The organism is Kitasatospora sp. NPDC032150 (assembly GCF_055579945.1).
Genome location: NZ_JBVIMH010000005.1, coordinates 157,027 through 172,181, shown reverse-complemented (window position 1 = coordinate 172,181; position 15,155 = coordinate 157,027). Strand labels below are relative to the sequence as shown.

15 protein-coding genes and 1 pseudogene are annotated in these 15,155 nt (G+C 71.4%); 11 read left to right on the top strand and 5 right to left on the bottom strand.

The features are described 5' to 3' along the window. Positions 1 to 16 precede the first annotated feature (16 nt). Entirely contained in the window at positions 17 to 838 is an 822-nt protein-coding gene (locus ACZ5ON_RS08845; protein ID WP_465587651.1) for a TetR/AcrR family transcriptional regulator, read from the bottom strand. Between the two features lie 128 nt (positions 839 to 966). Here ACZ5ON_RS08845 and qcrB point away from each other — a divergent pair, with 128 nt between their 5' ends. From qcrB to ACZ5ON_RS08825, 4 genes are all read left to right on the top strand, one after another. Then, the gene (gene qcrB, locus ACZ5ON_RS08840; RefSeq protein WP_465587648.1) at positions 967 to 2,586 is read left to right on the top strand and encodes a cytochrome bc1 complex cytochrome b subunit; all 1,620 of its coding nucleotides are present in this window, start codon (positions 967 to 969) and stop codon (positions 2,584 to 2,586) included. Positions 2,587 to 2,719: 133 nt separating this feature from the next. After that, positions 2,720 to 3,187 (top strand): PNPOx family protein, encoded by a 468-nt coding sequence (locus ACZ5ON_RS08835; RefSeq protein WP_465587645.1) that lies wholly within the window; start codon positions 2,720 to 2,722, stop codon positions 3,185 to 3,187. Between the two features lie 677 nt (positions 3,188 to 3,864). Then, positions 3,865 to 4,074 (top strand): hypothetical protein, encoded by a 210-nt coding sequence (locus tag ACZ5ON_RS08830; RefSeq protein WP_465587641.1) that lies wholly within the window; start codon positions 3,865 to 3,867, stop codon positions 4,072 to 4,074. Between the two features lie 44 nt (positions 4,075 to 4,118). Next, positions 4,119 to 4,766 carry a restriction endonuclease gene (locus ACZ5ON_RS08825; RefSeq protein ID WP_465587636.1) on the top strand — a complete coding sequence of 216 codons (648 nt, stop codon included), beginning with the start codon at positions 4,119 to 4,121 and terminating at the stop codon, positions 4,764 to 4,766. 378 nt (positions 4,767 to 5,144) lie between these two features. Here the strand turns inward: ACZ5ON_RS08825 and ACZ5ON_RS08820 are convergent. Next, positions 5,145 to 5,267 (bottom strand): annotated as a pseudogene (locus ACZ5ON_RS08820) (IS200/IS605 family transposase); the annotation flags it as partial. Between the two features lie 164 nt (positions 5,268 to 5,431). Between ACZ5ON_RS08820 and ACZ5ON_RS08815 the strand changes: the two are divergent. The 4 genes from ACZ5ON_RS08815 to ACZ5ON_RS08800 all read left to right on the top strand — a co-directional run bounded on the left by ACZ5ON_RS08815 (position 5,432) and on the right by ACZ5ON_RS08800 (position 9,573). Next, on the top strand, positions 5,432 to 6,067 hold the full coding sequence (locus ACZ5ON_RS08815; RefSeq protein ID WP_465587632.1) for a TetR/AcrR family transcriptional regulator: 636 nt from the start codon (positions 5,432 to 5,434) through the stop codon (positions 6,065 to 6,067). A gap of 69 nt (positions 6,068 to 6,136) precedes the next feature. After that, the gene (locus tag ACZ5ON_RS08810) at positions 6,137 to 6,802 is read left to right on the top strand and encodes a VC0807 family protein (protein ID WP_465587629.1); all 666 of its coding nucleotides are present in this window, start codon (positions 6,137 to 6,139) and stop codon (positions 6,800 to 6,802) included. Positions 6,803 to 6,845: 43 nt separating this feature from the next. Further along, positions 6,846 to 8,285, top strand: a complete 1,440-nt coding sequence (locus tag ACZ5ON_RS08805; RefSeq protein WP_465587626.1) for an FAD-dependent monooxygenase — start codon at positions 6,846 to 6,848, stop codon at positions 8,283 to 8,285. Between the two features lie 283 nt (positions 8,286 to 8,568). Further along, positions 8,569 to 9,573 (top strand): hypothetical protein, encoded by a 1,005-nt coding sequence (locus ACZ5ON_RS08800; RefSeq protein ID WP_465587623.1) that lies wholly within the window; start codon positions 8,569 to 8,571, stop codon positions 9,571 to 9,573. Between the two features lie 271 nt (positions 9,574 to 9,844). Here ACZ5ON_RS08800 and ACZ5ON_RS08795 read toward each other — a convergent pair whose 3' ends face one another. Together ACZ5ON_RS08795 and ACZ5ON_RS08790 are read right to left on the bottom strand one after the other, a co-directional pair. Further along, entirely contained in the window at positions 9,845 to 11,059 is a 1,215-nt protein-coding gene (locus ACZ5ON_RS08795) for a cytochrome P450 (RefSeq protein WP_465587619.1), read from the bottom strand. A 204-nt stretch (positions 11,060 to 11,263) separates the two neighbouring features. After that, entirely contained in the window at positions 11,264 to 11,467 is a 204-nt protein-coding gene (locus tag ACZ5ON_RS08790) for a ferredoxin (RefSeq protein ID WP_465587616.1), read from the bottom strand. A 427-nt stretch (positions 11,468 to 11,894) separates the two neighbouring features. Between ACZ5ON_RS08790 and ACZ5ON_RS08785 the strand changes: the two genes are divergently transcribed. Next, positions 11,895 to 12,332, top strand: a complete 438-nt coding sequence (locus tag ACZ5ON_RS08785) for an OsmC family protein (RefSeq protein ID WP_465587612.1) — start codon at positions 11,895 to 11,897, stop codon at positions 12,330 to 12,332. Positions 12,333 to 12,406: 74 nt separating this feature from the next. Further along, entirely contained in the window at positions 12,407 to 13,033 is a 627-nt protein-coding gene (locus tag ACZ5ON_RS08780; protein WP_465587607.1) for a DUF3592 domain-containing protein, read from the top strand. 291 nt (positions 13,034 to 13,324) lie between these two features. On the opposite strand, the gene ACZ5ON_RS08775 is transcribed toward ACZ5ON_RS08780, so the two are convergent. Continuing rightward, on the bottom strand, positions 13,325 to 13,840 hold the full coding sequence (locus ACZ5ON_RS08775) for a GNAT family N-acetyltransferase (protein ID WP_465587602.1): 516 nt from the start codon (positions 13,838 to 13,840) through the stop codon (positions 13,325 to 13,327). Positions 13,841 to 14,037: 197 nt separating this feature from the next. Here ACZ5ON_RS08775 and ACZ5ON_RS08770 point away from each other — a divergent pair, with 197 nt between their 5' ends. Beyond that, positions 14,038 to 15,051, top strand: a complete 1,014-nt coding sequence (locus tag ACZ5ON_RS08770) for a hypothetical protein (protein ID WP_465587599.1) — start codon at positions 14,038 to 14,040, stop codon at positions 15,049 to 15,051. Positions 15,052 to 15,155 lie beyond the last annotated feature (104 nt).

Sequence of the window (15,155 nt, the reverse complement as noted above, 5' to 3'; positions counted from 1 at the left end):
GGGGAGCCCGGCCGGGTCAGCGCGCTATCTCCCAGACACCGGTGAAGACCCCGTCCAGTTCCTCCTGTGCGGTGGGCGGACCGGGGAGCGGCCGCGGCGGACCGGAGCGGAACGCGTCGAGGACGATGGCGAGATAGCGCCGCCAGGCGTCCGGGTGGACGGTGCTGAAGGCGGGTACGGCCCGGCAGATCGGGCCCATCACGACCAGCAGGTCGATGGGCGTGATGTCGGTGCGCAGGGTGCCCTGCTCCTGGGCACGGGTGACCAGGGTGGCGACGGTCCGCGTGTTGCGCCCGATGGTGTCGGCGAGCGCCTTGATGTCCGGGTTGCTCATGGTGACCAGGTCGTTGATCCCCCGGTCGGCGGCGACCAGGGCGAAGACCCGCTCGAAGTAGCGGGTCAGCGCGGTCCAGCCGTCCTCGATCGCCAGCACCTCCTCGGCGGCCTCCGCGAGCCCGGCCAGTGCCTCGGCGAACACCTCCTCGATCAGCGCGTCCCGGGTGGGGAAACGCCGGTAGAGGGTCGCGTTGCCGACTCCGGCCCGGCGGGCGATCAGGTCGAGCGGCGCGGCGAGGCCCTGCTCGGCGAACACCTCGCGGGCGGCGGCCAGCAGCAGCTCCCGGTTGCGCTGGGCGTCCCGCCGCAGGCCCAGGGGCGCGGCGGCCCCGGTACCCGTCGCCGTCCCGGCGGTGCCCGCGCCGGACTCCCCGCGCGCCGAGACGGCTCCGGCGGATGCGGTGGACCCGGCGGACGCGGCGGACCCGGTGGCCCGGGTGTGCCTCCTGGCCGCCCCCTGGCTCTTCGGGCGGTCCGCCTGCTGGTCGGTGTGCTGTGCCATGCCCCGACCCTAACAGCATTCGGGGAGGGCTCCCCGGTTACGCTACAGTCGATCGCGGAACTGGGGACTAGTCCTCGTTTTTCCGTGCCGTGTTCTCACGATGTCCTCTCGAACGACAGGGGTGTGTGATGCCTGCAACCCGGACGGCCTCGCGCGGTGTCAGGGCCGCCGACTGGGCGGACGGCCGGCTTGGGGTCTACTCCCTAGCCAGGGCCAACCTGCGCAAGATCTTCCCGGATCACTGGTCCTTCATGCTCGGGGAGATCTGCCTCTACAGCTTCGTCATCATCATCCTCACCGGCGTCTACCTGACGCTGTTCTTCAAGCCGAGCATGGCCGAGGTGGTCTACCACGGCCCCTACGCCCCGCTGGACGGCATCCGAATGTCGGAGGCGTACGCCTCGACCATGAACATCAGCTTCGAGGTGCGCGGCGGGCTGCTGATCCGTCAGATCCACCACTGGGCCGCGGTGGTGTTCGTCGCGGCGATGTTCGTCCACATGATGCGGGTGTTCTTCACCGGCGCCTTCCGCAAGCCGCGCGAGATCAACTGGGTCTTCGGCTTCCTGCTGCTCTTCCTCGGCATGCTGGACGGCTTCTTCGGCTACTCGCTCCCGGACGACCTGCTCTCGGGTACCGGCATCCGGTTCATCGAGGGCACCGTCCTGGCGCTGCCGCTGGTCGGTACCTACGTGCAGATGTTCCTGTTCGGCGGGGAGTTCCCCGGAACCGACATCGTGCCGCGGTTCTTCACCATCCACGTGCTGCTGATCCCCGGCATCATGCTGGGCCTGCTGGTGGCGCACCTGATCCTGGTCTTCTACCACAAGCACACCCAGTGGGCCGGTCCCGGCCGGACCGAGCAGAACGTCGTCGGCATGCCGCTGATGCCGGTGTACATGGCCAAGGCCGGTGGCTTCTTCTTCCTGGTCTTCGGCATCATCGCCACGACCTCGGCGATCGCGATGATCAACCCGATCTGGGCGTACGGTCCGTACCGCCCCGACCAGGTGTCCACCGACGCGCAGCCGGACTGGTACATGGGCTTCGCCGAGGGGTTGATCCGCGTGATGCCCGGCTGGGAGGTCCGGGCCTGGGGTCACACCCTCAACCTGGGCATCCTGATCCCCTTCCTGCTCTTCCCGTTGGTGCTCGCCGCGATCGCCTGCTACCCGTTCGTCGAGGCGTGGATCACCCGGGACGCCCGCGAGCGGCACCTGCTGGACCGGCCGCGCAACGCACCCGTCCGCACCGCGCTCGGAGCGGCCTGGATCAGCCTCTACCTGGTCCTGCTGGCCGGCGGCGGCAACGATCTGTTCGCCACCCACCTGCACCTCTCGCTCAACTCGATCACCTATGCGGTGCGGATCGGCGCCTTCGTGGTACCGGTGGCCGTCTTCACGGTCACCAAGCGGTGGTGCCTCGGCCTGCAGCGCCGCGACCGCGAGAAGGTGCTGCACGGCCGCGAGAGCGGGATCATCAAACGCCTGCCGCACGGTGAGTTCGTCGAGGTCCACCAGCCCCTGGCACCGGCTCAGTTGCACCGGCTGACCGCGCACGAACAGCACCGGGCGGTCGAACGTCCGGCCGGCGTCGACGAGAACGGGGTCGAGCACAAGGCCGGACCGCTCGCCACGGCCCGGGCCCGGCTCTCCGCGGCCTACTTCGGCCCGACCGGCCAGATAGCCAAGCCGACCCCCGCCGAGCACCGCGAACTCGCCGGCGGACACCACGCAGACGGCCACTGACCACCGGAACGATCCCCGGCGTGATCAGCGGTCCTGGATTGGAACCGATCACCCGGCCGATCCCGGACCGACCTCCGATCCTCACCGATCCCGGACGACCTCGAACCACCTCGGACGACCTCGGAGCTGTGACATGACGACGACAGTGCGCCACGGGGGGCCGGCCGTGCGGCGCCGGACCGCGCAACTGGCGGCCCGCCGCCACCTGTTGGTCACCGCCGTCGACGGCACGCCGCTCACCGCCCCGACCTGGGTGGTGGCGGACGGCGCGGCGCTCGGGATCTGGGTCCCCACCGACAGCCGGGCGGTGCGGCAAGTGCTGCGGCGATCGCCGGTGTTCGTCGTCCCGTGCGACGGCCACGGCAGGCCGACCGGTGCCCCGGTGCTCGCCCGCGCCGCCGTCTGCGACCCGGAAACCACGGCGCGATACCGGACTTCGCTCATCAACAAGTACGGTTTCACCGCCCTGTTCAGGCTGGCCCGGGCCCGCCTGCGCGGCGGCCTGGAGGGCACCGTCGGCCTCCGGCTCACCCTGGTCGACTGGGAGTGCCTGCTGACCGCCGAACCCTGGCGGCCGTCAGGCTGGTACTGCCTCAACTAGGCACCGTTCGTGCAAAATGCGGCCAGGGGAACCGCGTGATTGTGTCGAGAAAGCTCGGGGCTTCCCAGCGGGGTGCTTCAGCCCCGGGGGGAAATCGGCCTCCTCGGCCTCCGTTGCGACGCGACGGAGTGTCACTGCTCGCCGGATGCGTTGGCGATGCTGGCTGTGCATCGGCAGGGTGAATCCGGCCTGGTCCTCCGTTACGGGTCCTGGGTGAGTTCGGGCGGTCCACCAGTCGTCCCGCGACCCTGGACTCCACGTGGCACCTGCCCGCACGGCGACGCCGACCGCCGGTACTCGAGTCGTGCCCGATCCGGAAGTGGGTCCGCGCCCGCAGTTCGTCGCGCGGAAGCCCCGCGCGCCCGATGAGCCGGCGTGCGCCGATGCGAACGCGCCATCTAGGGCGATGGGCGATCCACCGGTCGCGGAAGGCCGACTGCGGGCTCCGCCCTCGTGGCAGACCTTTACCGCCCCTGGACGGAGGCCCGTCCGCGCTGGTCAGGCGGGGTGGCCGGAGGCGGACAGTGCTCAAGGCGCGACCGTCCGGCAGATGGCCGATAAACATCGCGGACATTGCTGGTTGTTGATGGTCGATCAGGAGTTGTCGGAGCACGCTGCTACACCAATCTCCGGGACGGACCGCGCCGAGCGGTCCGCCAGGCAGGGAGGGAAGACCCATGGCACGCGAAGGGCTCCACTACGTCCGCGGTCACTACCGGCGCAACCCGAGGCCGCGCGTCAAGAAGACCAGCGGCTGGCTGGTGGCCGCGCTGCTCGTCGGAGGGCTGTGGCTGTGGGGCCACAGCGGTGACTCCGGTGCTGCGAACACCGGCAGTACCAACCCGGACAGCACCGCGTCGGCCTCCGCTCCGGCGGCGGGCCGCTGATGGGCCGACGGCCGTCACGGGTGCGACGGCGCATGCCGCTGCGGATGCCGCGCACACCCGCGGAGCGCGTCGCCGCCGGTGTCATCGTGCTCGCGGTCGCCTCCTGGGTCGCCGACGGCCTCCGGTGGTTGACCTCCGAGGGGCTTCCCGTGCTCGTCGCCGCGGCGGCCCTCGTGGCGGCGGGTCTCGGTGCCCGGTGGTGGCTGCGGCGGGCCGCGCAGGCCGCCCGGCGGGAGCGGCTGGCCATGCTGCGACTGAGCCTCGACCAGCTCGACGCCATGGACGACCGGCAGTTCGAGTTCGCGCTCAGGGATCTGATGATCCGCGACGGCATCTGGGCCAGGCAGGTCGGCCGGCAGGGCGACCAGGCCGCCGATGTGATCGGTGAGGATCCGCGGCGTGGCCGGATCGTCGTCCAGGCCAAGCACACCCGGGTCGGCGGCAAGGTGGGCTCCCAAGTGATGTACCAGGTCAAGGGAACCGCCGGCCCGGTGCACCGCGCGGACATCTCGGTGGTCGTCACCAACGGCTCGTTCACCCGGGACGCCAAGACCTGGGGTGACCGGCACCAGGTCCACTGGGTCGACCGGGAGCGGCTGCGGACCTGGGCCGAGCAGGGGATCGCGCTGCACGACCTGCTGCGCCTGCCGGCCCGCCCGGCACGGCGCACGCTCGGCGCTACGACCGGGTGAGCCGGTCCGCCGTGCGGGTGCCACACGTCGGCCGGCGGATCCGTGAGGCTGGACGGCGCGACCGTCCAGCCCGGCATCCGTCCTCCGGGGAGCACTGCCACCCGGCTCACGGCGGGTACGGGGCAGTCCGGCGGCACAGGGCCGGGTGATCACGACAGCCCGGAACCGGTCTGCCGCAGAGGGAAGTTCAGGAGGTCGGAGGAGGGTGCGAGGAGAGTGGCAACGCGGTGGCCGCCGAGCGCTGCCTCACCGCCTTCAGGGCCCGGTACGAGCAGGCGCTCCGTGTACTGATGGCCAAGGGCATCGCCTGGTCGAGCGCTCGCCGTTGAACTCGCGCAGCTCGGGGTGGAAGTCCGCGCACACGTCCCGCATGATCTCTCCGCAGCGTCGCAGGACCTCGTCGGTGAAGACTCCGCGCCGAGACTTGGGGACGAAGACCAAGTGGGTGTGGAGGGTGTGAATGGCGCTGCGGCCCCTACGCACGGCAGGGCTTGGTGTCATCAACAGATCGTCCCGGCAAGCCGGTTGACTCTGTCCGAGGGCCGCTCACCGGGCGGCCCTCGGTGCGCCCGGCAGGGCCGGGTGGGTGAGCCTCGGCGGGCCCCGGAGAGGCAGGCGCGGTCAACCTCTTGCTCGGCCGAGCAAGAGGTCCTATAGTTTTGCTCATGCGAGCAAATAATAGTTCGAGTGAGCAAAGGGCGGGCGGCAGGACGTTCACCGAGTCGGCGCGGCGGGCGCAGATCGTGCAGGCCGCCATCGAGGTGATCGCGGAGGCCGGATACGCCAAGACCTCGTTCGCGAAGATCGCCAAGCAGGCCGGCCTGAGCAGCACCGGGATGATCTCGTACCACTTCAAGGGCAAGGACGACCTGATGCACGAGGTCATCGCCGAGGTGATGCGGGTGGCCCAGGCGTACCTGGTGCCCCGGATCGAGGCGGCCGAGGGCTACCGGGGCCGCCTGCGGGCCTTCATCGAGTCGAACGTCGAGCTGCTGACGGTCTACCCGAAGTACCTGCCCGCGCTCATCGAGGTGCTCACCAACCTCAAGGGCGACGACCCGCACCGGATCGGCTACGCGGGCGCGCTGAAGGCGATGATGGGCGTCCAGGAGCAGCGCATGCGAGAGGCCCAGGCGGCCGGCGAGTTCAGGGACTTCGACGCCCAGGTGATGGTCACCGCGATGCGCGGCGCCATCGACGGCGTGATCACGCGCTCGGTGCACGATCCGGGCCTCGACATCAAGGCCTGCGGACGCGAGTTGGCGGACATCTTCGACCTGGCCACCCGCCGCACGCCGTAACAGTCGGCAGCAAGAGCGGCAAGCAGCCCATCAGAGACACATCACAGAGAAACATCACAGGGGGAGACCATGAGCGAGACCTCGGCACCGACCACCGAGCCCACGCAGAAGCAGAAGACCGCCCGCGCACGCCGGCATCTGATCCGGTCGCTCGTCTTCGAGCTCGGCATCCCGGTCGGCGGCTACTACCTGCTGCTCGGCCTGGGCCTGGGCCAGTGGGCCGCCCTCACTCTCAGCGGCCTGCTGGTACTGCCCTGGCTGCTCTACGGGATGGTCAGGAACCGCCGGGTCGAGCTGATGCCGGTGTTCGCACTGGTGCTGCTGATCGTCGGCGCCTTGATGTCGCTGGTCACCGGGAGCCCCAGGACCCTGCTGATCAGGGACAGCTGGCTGATCGGCGTGCTGGGAGTCTGGGTGCTCGGCACGCTGCCGACCCGGCGGCCGTTCATGCTCACCGCCTCCCGTTCGGTCGTCGCGGCGAAGATCGGCGAGGACGGCGCGCAGGAGTGGCTGCGCAACTGGGACCGCGATCCCGCGTTCCGGCGGCACATCCGGCTGCTCACTGCCTTCTGGGGATGCGGATTCACCCTGGACGCCGGCATCCGGGTGGTGCTCGCCTGCACGCTCCCGGTCGACTCGGTGCCACTGGTGAGCACGCTGCAGTGGCTGGTGATGCTCGGCGGCATGCTGGGCTACCACAACTGGTACGTCACCCGGCACGGGCTCAAGGTCTGACGGACCACCACGAGGAACCGGACGACACCACCAAGGAGCGAACATGGATACCGACGTTCTCGTGGCCGGAGCCGGCCCCACCGGTCTGCTGCTCGCCAACGAACTGCAACTGGCCGGAGCCCGGGCGCTGGTACTGGAGCGGATGCCGCAACGTACCGGTCAGTCCAAGGCATTGAACCTTCAGCCGCGCACCGCCGAGATGCTCCAGCAGCGCGGCTGGCTGGACGCGGTGCTGGACCGGGCGATGGCGACCCTCCCGGCCGGACACTTCGCCGGACTGCCGCTGGACTACACGGTGTTCGACACCCCCTTCCCCTACCAGGTGGGCATCCCGCAGGCCCGGGTGGAGGAGTTCCTGGAGGACCGGCTGACCGGGCACGGCGTCCCGGTGCTGCGCGGACACGAGCTGCTGGACCTCGCCCAGGACGACCAGGGCGTGACGGCCACGGTGGCCGGTCCGGACGGACGGCGGACCCTGCGGGCCCGCTACCTGGTCGGCGCGGACGGCGGGCACAGTACGGTCCGCAAGCGGCTGGGGGCCGCCTTCCCCGGCCGGGACGGCCGCGTCTCGGCGGTCGTCGCCGATGCGGTGCTCGAGGGTGAAGCCGGCACCGAGTGGCGACTGCCGGACCTGGAGCCGGACGAGAACGGCGTCTGCTTCCTGCTCCCGCTGGGCGACGGCCTGTACCGGCTGGTCCTCGGCGGCCCGGCGCAGCAGGGAGCCGAACGGACAGCCCCCGTCACCGAGGAGGAGATCCGCGCGGGGCTCCGGATGCACCACGGCGACGCCGTCCGGCTGCGCGAGCTCCGCTGGGCCTCCCGGTTCACCGACGCCTCCCGGCAGGTCGAACGCTACCGCCACGGCCGGGTGCTGCTGGCGGGCGACGCGGCCCACATCCACAACCCGTCGGGTGGCCAGGGGCTCAACCTCGGAATGCAGGACGCGTTCAACCTCGGCTGGAAGCTGGCCGCCGAACTGGCCGGCTGGGCGCCGCCGGGACTGCTGGACACCTACCACGACGAACGCCACCCGGCGGGCGCGATGGTGCTGGAGAACACCAGGGCCCAGGGCGTGCTCGGCGTGCCCGACCCGGACGTGCGGGCGCTGCGCGGTGTCTTCGCCGAGCTGCTCGCCACGCCGGAGGCCAACCGGCGGATCGCTGGGATGATCTCCGGCCTGGGCATCCGGTACGGAATTCAGGGGGAGCCCGAGCATCCGCTGCTGGGCGGGCGGCTGCCGAGGATCGAACTCCGAAGCGGACGCGGTCTGTTGCTGCGGTCCGCCGGCCGTGCCGACCTCGCGGGGGCGGTAGCGCCGTGGGCCGACCGGGTCGACTGCACGGTCGGTGCCGCGACGCACGGCGGGGAGGACCTGAGCGTCCTGGTCCGGGCGGACGGCTACGTCTGCTGGGTCGCGGAGGGTGCGGCCGGGCAGCCGCAGGACGCGCTGCACCGGTGGTTCGGCGAGCCCGCGCGGGCGTAGCCGGGGTCGGGACCCACGACGGACCGGGCCGGTAGACGGCTTCTGGCCGGTGGAACCGTCGCTCTGTCAACCGTTCGCGATGACAGTTGTCATGCCGATCCGGGCATGCGGGTCACTGACGGAGGATCGGTTCTCCACGGCAGGCTGGACGCAGAGCAGAGCGCGGCGAAGCGTCCAGCGGTGGAGGCCGGATCGTGATCAGCGCCAGTACCCCGTCGACCGATCCGTCGGTGGTCAGGAAACCCGATCACCGACGGGTCGCGGCAGAACAGGAGCAACCACCATGCGCGGCAAGGGAATCAACTACGACACCGGTTTCAGTCCGGTCGGCGGCAGCTCGCGGCCGGACTTCTCCGTCGAGACGGTCAGGGCGGAGATGCGGGTCATCGCCGAGGAGCTGAACTGCACGGCGGTCCGGATCACCGGTGGCGAACCCGAGCGGCTGGGTGTGGCCGCCGAGTGCGCGGCCGAGCAGGGGCTCGAGGTCTGGTTCGCGCCGTTCCCCTGCAACATGACGACCGAGCAGATGATCCCGTGGTTCGAGGACTGCGCCCGCCGAGCGGAGGCGGTCCGGATGGCCGGTGCCGAGGTGGTCCTGGTCCTCGGCTGCGAACTCTCGCTGTTCGCCCGGGGGTTCATCCCCGGTGACACCTTCCCCGACCGGCTGGCCAACATCGGCGCCCCCGACCCGGCGCTCTTCGCGCCGTACGGTGACGTACCCGGCCGGCTCAACGCCTTCCTGGCCGAGGCCGCCGCCGCCGTCCGGCCGCACTTCTGCGGCCGGCTGAGCTACGCCTCCGGCCCGTGGGAGAAGATCGACTGGACCCCGTTCGACCTGGTCGGGATCGACGCCTACCGCGACGCGCAGAACACCGCCGGCTACCGCGACCACCTGCGGGCCCAGTTCGCGCACGGCAAGCCGGTGGTGGCCACGGAGTTCGGCTGTTGTCCGTACCAGGGCGCCGCGGACCGGGGCGGCATGGGCTGGGCGATCGTCGACAACGACGCCGAACCGCCCCGGGTGGTCGGCGAGTTCGTCCGCGACGAGCAGGAGCAGGTGCGCTACCTGCGGGAGCTGCTTTCGGTCCTGGAGGAGGAGGGCGTGGACAGCGCCTTCTGGTTCACTTTCGCCAACTACCATGCGCCGCACAGCTCCGATCCGGAGCACGACCTCGACCTGGGCTCGTACGGGGTGGTCGCCGTGCTGGCCGAGGGAGGCCGCCCGGGGCTTGGCTGGCGGCCCAAGGCTGTGTTCGACGCCCTGGCCGAGGCCTACCGGTCCCGGTAGCCGACAACCCCTCGAAGTGGCGGTCGGCGAAGGACCGGGCAGCGGCGAAGGCCGGGTGGTGCGGGGGAGGCCGCGTCTCCGGCGGCCGACAGCGATAGCCGCAGCCGCACCGGCCCGGCGCCCGGGAGCCACGCGATCGGCCACCACGGGTGTGTGGACGGTCGCGCGGCGGCCCCGCACCCCGGCCGGTGCGACGCGTTGGCGGCGGATCAAGGCCCGCCGTGGTGCGCCGGCCGCGCCGCTGCCCGAGTCCCCGGGCAGCGGCGCGGTTTCACCAGGTGACGGGCAGCTCGTGGACCCCGTACACCGCCATGTCGCTCCGGTACCGGATCTCCTCGAAGGGCACGGCGAGCCGGAGCCCCGGCAGGCGGTCCAGCAGTGTCTGCAGGGCGATCTGGAGTTCGGCGCGGGCCAGCGGCTGGCCCAGGCACTGGTGGATGCCGAAGCCGAAGGCGAGGTGGTGGCGGGCGTCCCGGGCCACGTCCAGCCGTTCGGCCCCGGTGAACACCGCCTCGTCCCGGTTGGCGGTGGAGACCATGCACAGCACTCCGTCGCCGGCCTTGATCAGCGTGCCGTCGATCTCCACGTCCTCCAGCGCGACCCGGGGGACACCGAGGTGGACGATCGTCAGATAGCGCAGCAGTTCCTCGACCGCGCCCTTGATCAGCGAGGGGTCGGAGCGCAGCCGTTCGGCCTGGCGGGGGTTGCGCAGCAGGGCCAGGGTGCCGAGCGCGGTCATGTTGGCGGTGGTCTCGTGGCCCGCGATGAGCAGCAGTACGCCCAGCGCGGCGGCCTCCTCCAGGGTGACATCGTCCCTGGCGACCAGGCGGCCGAGCAGGCTGTCGTCGGGTTCCCGCTGCTTGCGCCCGGCCAACTCGGCCAGATAGGAGTTCAGTTGCTGCTGCGCCGCCTCGACCTCGGCCGCCGTCGCGCTGAGGCTGAGCAGCGCCTGGCTCTGCTCCTGGAAGAACTCGTGGTCCCGGTAGGGGACACCGAGTAGCAGGCAGATCACCAGCGAGGGCACCGGCAGGGCGTACTCGCGGACCAGGTCGGCCGGTCCGCCGTGGGCGATCATGCGGTCGAGCGCCTGGTCCACGATCTGCTGGATCTGCGGCCGCATCGCCTCCACCCGCTTGATGATGAAGTCGCCGGTCAGCAGTCGGCGCTGACGGGCGTGCGCCGGATCGTCCATGCGGAGGAAGGTGGGAGTGGTACGGAGCACCAGCTCGCGGCGGCCGGGGAGGAGGAAGGGGAAGCCGGGGAGACGGGCGTCGGCGCTGAAGCGGCGGTCGCCGAGCGCGAATCTGGCCTGCCGGTGGCCGGTCAGCAGCCAGCACGGGCTGCCGTCCCAGAGGCTGACCCGGCTGATCGGACCGGCGGTGCGGTGGACCTGCTCGTAGGCGGGCGGGGGAGCGAAGGGGCAGGTGCCCCGGTCGGCGGGGACGGCCGGCGGGCTGTCGGCCGTACCGTTTACGGCGGTGGTCATGCGACTCCTTCCACGTGCGGGCTTCCCGTTGCTGGGGGAGCGGGTACCCGGCTGTCGGTGTGTCAGGAAGACGGGGGATGACGTCCGGCAGTGCTGTGACGTTGCTGCTGCGGTGCCCGACGTCTCAGGTGCCTCGAGGGAGGTCCTCGCGGGGCGTGGTCGCGGTGCGGGAGGATGGGAGGCTTCCGTGGCCTCGCCGGCCGTTCAGTCGCCGTTCTCGTGCACGGTGATCACATTGGCGGGGCAGAGGGTGGCCGCCAGCCGGACGTCGGCCTGCTCCGAGGGGTCGGGGCGGTCCGTGAGGAGCTGGACGAGCCCATCGTCCTCGTTCTGGTCGAACACCGCGGGGGCGGTCAGTACGCACTGCCCCGCGCCGCAGCAGCGGTCGCGATCTACGGTCACCTGCATCTCGGGCACCTCGGGTGGGAGAGACGAAACGGTTGCCTTAGGCAACTGATTGTAATCTAGCTCACACCCGTGTCGCACACGAATAGCCGCCGGCGATTCTCCGGTGATTGGCTGGAAACTGCCCTTTGAATGCCCTGTGTGCCGGTGCCGGTCGGTCCGGTGGTGGGAAGGGATGGGGGTGGCGGCCCAGGTGGCGGCGGGCGCGGGCAGTGACCTGGGGACGGCGTGTGGCGAGTTGACGGAGAATCTGGAAGTTCAGTGGTGCCCGGACGAGTCTTGTGGTCTCATACAACTAGTTGAATGACGAACCTTGCGCCCTTCCTGGACCCGTGGCCGAGGCCAACTGCCCAATCACCGGCGGAACTTGTTCGGAGTGGCCGGCCGCAGGAGGCGAGGCCGGATTGACGACACCTTGGAGCAACCCGCGATGGACCTGGTGAGCGCCGGCGACGCCGATACCTTCACCCGCAGCGCCGCCGTGGTCGCCACCGGCACCTCCACCGACTACCGGGTCGAGATCCGCGCCGGCAAGCACCCGGTGGCCGCCGACGAGCCGGAGTCCTCGGGCGGCCAGGACACCGCCCCGACACCGATCGGCCTGCTGCTGTCCGCCGTCGGCTCGTGCACCGCGATCACCCTGCGGATGTACGCCCAGCGCAAGGGTTGGCCGCTGGAGCAGGTCCGGGTCCACGTCGCGTACGAGAAGGGCGAGCACGGCGACCGCCTCACCCGGCGGATCGATCTCACCGGCGACCTCGACGAGGCCCAGCGCGCCCGGCTGCTGGACATCGCCGAGCGCACACCCGTCACCCGCGCCGTGCGCGACGGACTGCCCATCGTCCCCGCCGGGGGCGCCCGCCACTGACGACGGACCGGCACCGGACCCGCCGACGGGGGGCGGCACGGGGGCGACAGGCGACAGACCAGGGGGAAGCTGTGATGTCGAACGGCCAGAGCACGACCCGTCGCGCGCACATCGGCTACGGCAGGGGGAGGGTCCGACCGGCCTTCGCCGGCCACCCGGCCGCCGCGGCCCCTGCGGTCTTCGCGGCCGCAGCTGCTGAACCGGCTTGTGAGTGGCCCGAGTTCATACTGGAGGGAGCCAGCCGCACCGGGGTGCGCAGGCGAGCCCTGCGCACCCTGGTGAACCTCGTCGGCGCCGTCGCCTTCATGGTCACCGGACTCGTCTTCGACTGCACCCAGGTCCACCTGTGGGTGAACTTCGCCGAGGCCGAGGAGGTCCCCGCGGTCGTCACCGATGCCGAGTACGTCAGGATCGGCGCCAAGGAGAGCCCCGCCGTGATCCGGCTGGCCATCGACACCGACGACGGCCGGGTCGAGGCGACGGCCGACGACCCGGCCGGGGGTCCGAACGGCCTGACCGCCGGTGACCACGTACGGGTCCTCTTCGACCCGGCCCGGCCCGGCCACGCGGCCTTCCCGGGCCAACTCGACTGGAACGCGGTCACCTTCCCCGGCGGGGGGTTCACCATGATCGGCCTCGCACTGGCCGGACAGGAGGCCTTCCTCACTGCCCGGCGGCTCAGGCACCGCCGTACCTGCTGACCGGACCGGACCGGACCGGCGGACTGGACTGGACTGGACTGGACTGGACTGGCCAGGCTCGCCTGTTGGGCCCGGCTCGGCCGTTGGCCAGGCGGGCGCAGCCGGGCACGACCCGACTCGGTGCGCGCAGCAGATGCGTGGCGCGACGGATTCGCAGAACCGGTCACCTGCGATGCCGCCCGTATGCCCGCTGCGCGTTGGGTCCGTACCACCAGCTCGGCTCGGCCCGGCGCGGCCACCCGGATCCGCTCCGTGTTGCGGTGCTCCCGGGTGGCCGCCCCGGGCCGGGCGTCACGGGAGGCGCAGCGGGCGGATCATGCACACCCGGGGCCAGTGGTCGAGGCCGTGTTCGGCCTCCAGGCGGCGGATCTCCCGCAGGCCCGGGGGCAGTGCGGCCGGGTCCATCGTGCGGAAGCCGCAGCGCTCGTAGTACGGCGCGTTCCAGGGCACCTGGAGGAACGTGGTCAGGGTGAGCGCGGGCATCCGGTGGGCGGCCGCGTGGCTCGCGAGGTGCTCCAGCAGCTCCCGGCCGATGCCCCTGCGGGCGTGCTCCGGGTGGACCGACACCTGTTCGACGTGGAGGTTCCCGTCCACGGGTTCCGCGATCAGATACGCCACCGGGCGGTCGTCCGCGTCCGCCGACACCCAGGCGAGCCCGGCACGCTGGTAGCGGGTGAGCTCCTCGATCGACGGCGGTTCGTCCTCGGCGATCTCGGGCATCCCGACCGAGTGGAAGGGCTCGCCGGCCGCCCGCTCGATGTCCTGGAGCGACGGGAGGTCATCGATTCGAGCCAGTCTGATGATCATTGTCCCATTCTGGGCACAGCGTGCTGTCTCGGCCAGCGGTTATCCGGAGGCGGTTCGCGGACCGCCCTAGCCGACCGGTGCTCCCGAGGTGAACTGCCCACCGGACTACGGCGAGCTGGCCACCGGTTGGCCGACCGGCTCGCCATAGTGACGGGATGACACCAGACCAGTCCGGGAGGCCGAGCTGTCCCGCGTCCTTGCGGCCCTCTCGTCGCAGCATCCTGGCCGGCGCGCTCGGCACGGCCGCACTGGCCGCGGGCTGCGGCGAGCACCCCACGAAGCCGACCGGTTCCTCAAGCACCACCTCGGCCCCGGCCGCCGGCCCTGCTACCGCTCCCACCGGCCCGGCCGGTGCGTCCCCTTCCGCACCGCCGACGCTCCCGCAGACCTCGCCGTGGACACCGGGCGCCGGCGAGATCCAGCCGGACGTCAAACTGCGCGCCGTCCAACTCGTCGAGGCGCTCGGAACCTGGCCGGACGGCGGACGGGGAACCGTTCGGGCCCGCAGTCGGATCGCGCCGCTCGGCCTCGACCCCGCCCTCGCCGACCAGGCCGGCCCACTGCTCGGGAGCGCGGACCGCGCCGCCCTCCAGGTGATCGTCGCCCAGTACGGCGGCATCCTCGCCGACTCGGCCAGCGTGCTGGTGGTCTGCGACCAGTGGACCCAGGTGGCAGCCGGACCGGTCGTGCCCAGCGGCACCACGGTGGACGTACGCCTGAGTGCCGCGACGCCCCGTTGGACCGTCACCGCCCTGCACCCGGCAGCCCCGGGACCGCCGGCGTCCGCCCTCTCACCGGCCGCCGTACAGGTACTGGCGGACCGTCGGATCATCCTGCCCCCAGCGGCGGTGGCCGACATCCGCAGCGGAGCCGTCCATGACAGCGTGCTGACCGCGATGCTGACCCTGGCGGCCGCGCACACCTTGGCGGTGAGTGTGGTCAGATCCGGCCATCCGCTCAACGTCTTCGGTACCGACCGCCCGAGCGACCACCCCCGCGGCCGGGCATTCGACGTCTGGCAGATCGACGGCCATGCCGTAGTGGACCCGGCCACCCCGCACGCCCTGGTGGACGGTTTCATGCGCGCGGCCGCGGCCGCCGGCTCGTACAACGTGGGCGGCCCCCGCCAACTCTCCGGTGGATCGACGCCGAACCAGTTCTTCAGCGACGCCACCCACCACGACCACGTGCACATCGGCTTCGAGGCCTGAGCCCTCCAGCTGTCCTGAGCCCTCCAGTTGTTCTGAACCCTCCACCCGTCGTGGCACGGACGCCGCGCGGCAAGGTCAACCAGGACGGCCTCCCGTGTCAGGCG

What these genes read in the sequence shown, in the direction of transcription:
- ACZ5ON_RS08830 (WP_465587641.1), top strand. Translation starts at nt 3,865, where the DNA reads ATGGCACGCGAAGGGCTCCACTACGTCCGCGGTCACTACCGGCGCAAC.
- ACZ5ON_RS08780 (WP_465587607.1), top strand. Translation starts at nt 12,407, where the DNA reads ATGTCGAACGGCCAGAGCACGACCCGTCGCGCGCACATCGGCTACGGC.
- ACZ5ON_RS08805 (WP_465587626.1), top strand. Translation starts at nt 6,846, where the DNA reads ATGGATACCGACGTTCTCGTGGCCGGAGCCGGCCCCACCGGTCTGCTG.
- ACZ5ON_RS08800 (WP_465587623.1), top strand. Translation starts at nt 8,569, where the DNA reads ATGCGCGGCAAGGGAATCAACTACGACACCGGTTTCAGTCCGGTCGGC.
- ACZ5ON_RS08845 (WP_465587651.1), bottom strand. Translation starts at nt 838, where the DNA reads ATGGCACAGCACACCGACCAGCAGGCGGACCGCCCGAAGAGCCAGGGG.
- ACZ5ON_RS08795 (WP_465587619.1), bottom strand. Translation starts at nt 11,059, where the DNA reads ATGACCACCGCCGTAAACGGTACGGCCGACAGCCCGCCGGCCGTCCCC.
- ACZ5ON_RS08810 (WP_465587629.1), top strand. Translation starts at nt 6,137, where the DNA reads ATGAGCGAGACCTCGGCACCGACCACCGAGCCCACGCAGAAGCAGAAG.
- ACZ5ON_RS08790 (WP_465587616.1), bottom strand. Translation starts at nt 11,467, where the DNA reads ATGCAGGTGACCGTAGATCGCGACCGCTGCTGCGGCGCGGGGCAGTGC.
- ACZ5ON_RS08835 (WP_465587645.1), top strand. Translation starts at nt 2,720, where the DNA reads ATGACGACGACAGTGCGCCACGGGGGGCCGGCCGTGCGGCGCCGGACC.
- ACZ5ON_RS08785 (WP_465587612.1), top strand. Translation starts at nt 11,895, where the DNA reads ATGGACCTGGTGAGCGCCGGCGACGCCGATACCTTCACCCGCAGCGCC.
- qcrB (WP_465587648.1), top strand. Translation starts at nt 967, where the DNA reads ATGCCTGCAACCCGGACGGCCTCGCGCGGTGTCAGGGCCGCCGACTGG.
- ACZ5ON_RS08825 (WP_465587636.1), top strand. Translation starts at nt 4,119, where the DNA reads ATGCCGCGCACACCCGCGGAGCGCGTCGCCGCCGGTGTCATCGTGCTC.
- ACZ5ON_RS08815 (WP_465587632.1), top strand. Translation starts at nt 5,432, where the DNA reads ATGCGAGCAAATAATAGTTCGAGTGAGCAAAGGGCGGGCGGCAGGACG.
- ACZ5ON_RS08775 (WP_465587602.1), bottom strand. Translation starts at nt 13,840, where the DNA reads ATGATCATCAGACTGGCTCGAATCGATGACCTCCCGTCGCTCCAGGAC.